Origin of the sequence: Viridibacillus sp. NPDC096237 (assembly GCF_050278625.1) — a bacterium.
Classification (GTDB): Bacteria; Bacillota; Bacilli; order Bacillales_A; family Planococcaceae; genus Viridibacillus.
Genome location: NZ_JBNNTI010000092.1, coordinates 3,063 through 4,894 on the forward strand (window position 1 = coordinate 3,063; position 1,832 = coordinate 4,894).

At 52.7% G+C, this 1,832-nt stretch carries 1 rRNA gene (only partly in view); it reads left to right on the top strand.

What is annotated here, in order from left to right:
* Window positions 1-1,818, top strand: a 23S ribosomal RNA gene (locus tag ACQKMD_RS21700); it begins 1,211 nt to the left of the window's first position.
* Window positions 1,819-1,832: the final 14 nt, after the last annotated feature.

Here is a 1,832-nt window from a genome sequence, read left to right on the forward strand (position 1 = left end):
CAGAAGCAGCCATCATTTAAAGAGTGCGTAATAGCTCACTGGTCGAGTGACGCTGCGCCGAAAATGTATCGGGGCTAAACAATTCACCGAAGCTGTGGATGGACATCTTAGATGTCCGTGGTAGGAGAGCGTTCTAAGTGCTGTGAAGTCAGACCGGAAGGACTGGTGGAGCGCTTAGAAGTGAGAATGCCGGTATGAGTAGCGAAAGACGGGTGAGAATCCCGTCCACCGAATGACTAAGGTTTCCTGAGGAAGGCTCGTCCGCTCAGGGTTAGTCGGGACCTAAGCCGAGGCCGATAGGCGTAGGCGATGGACAACAGGTTGATATTCCTGTACCACCTATTTACCATTTGAGCAATGGGGGGACGCAGTAGGATAGGGTAAGCATGCTGTTGGTTATGCATGTTCAAGCAGTGAGGCGTGAAATGAGGCAAATCCCATTTCTATAACGTTGAGCTGTGATGACGAGGACGTATGTCCGGAGTTCCTGATTTCACACTGCCAAGAAAAGCCTCTAGCGAGGTAAAAGGTGCCCGTACCGCAAACCGACACAGGTAGTCGAGGAGAGAATCCTAAGGTGTGCGAGAGAACTCTCGTTAAGGAACTCGGCAAAATGACCCCGTAACTTCGGGAGAAGGGGTGCTCTAGTAGGGTGAAAGCCCGAGAGAGCCGCAGTGAATAGGCCCAGGCGACTGTTTAGCAAAAACACAGGTCTCTGCAAAACCGTAAGGTGACGTATAGGGGCTGACGCCTGCCCGGTGCTGGAAGGTTAAGAGGAGTGCTTAGCGCAAGCGAAGGTGCGAATTGAAGCCCCAGTAAACGGCGGCCGTAACTATAACGGTCCTAAGGTAGCGAAATTCCTTGTCGGGTAAGTTCCGACCCGCACGAAAGGCGTAACGATCTGGGCACTGTCTCAACGAGAGACTCGGTGAAATTATAGTACCTGTGAAGATGCAGGTTACCCGCGACAGGACGGAAAGACCCCGTGGAGCTTTACTGTAGCCTGATATTGAATTTTGATACAGCTTGTACAGGATAGGTAGGAGCCAGAGATTCCGGAGCGCCAGCTTCGGAGGAGGCGTTGGTGGGATACTACCCTAGCTGTATTGAACTTCTAACCCATGCCCCTTAGCGGGGTAGGAGACAGTGTCAGGCGGGCAGTTTGACTGGGGCGGTCGCCTCCTAAAGAGTAACGGAGGCGCCCAAAGGTTCCCTCAGAATGGTTGGAAATCATTCGTAGAGTGTAAAGGCATAAGGGAGCTTGACTGCGAGACCTACAAGTCGAGCAGGGTCGAAAGACGGGCTTAGTGATCCGGTGGTTCCGCATGGAAGGGCCATCGCTCAACGGATAAAAGCTACCCCGGGGATAACAGGCTTATCTCCCCCAAGAGTCCACATCGACGGGGAGGTTTGGCACCTCGATGTCGGCTCATCGCATCCTGGGGCTGTAGTCGGTCCCAAGGGTTGGGCTGTTCGCCCATTAAAGCGGTACGCGAGCTGGGTTCAGAACGTCGTGAGACAGTTCGGTCCCTATCCGTCGTGGGCGTAGGAAATTTGAGAGGAGCTGTCCTTAGTACGAGAGGACCGGGATGGACACACCGCTGGTGTACCAGTTGTTCTGCCAAGGGCATCGCTGGGTAGCTATGTGTGGACGGGATAAGTGCTGAAAGCATCTAAGCATGAAGCCCCCCTCAAGATGAGATTTCCCATTACGCAAGTAAGTAAGATCCCTCAAAGACGATGAGGTAGATAGGTTCGAGGTGGAAGTGTGGCGACATACGGAGCTGACGAATACTAATAGATCGAGGACTTAACCAAATTTTACTTAACAA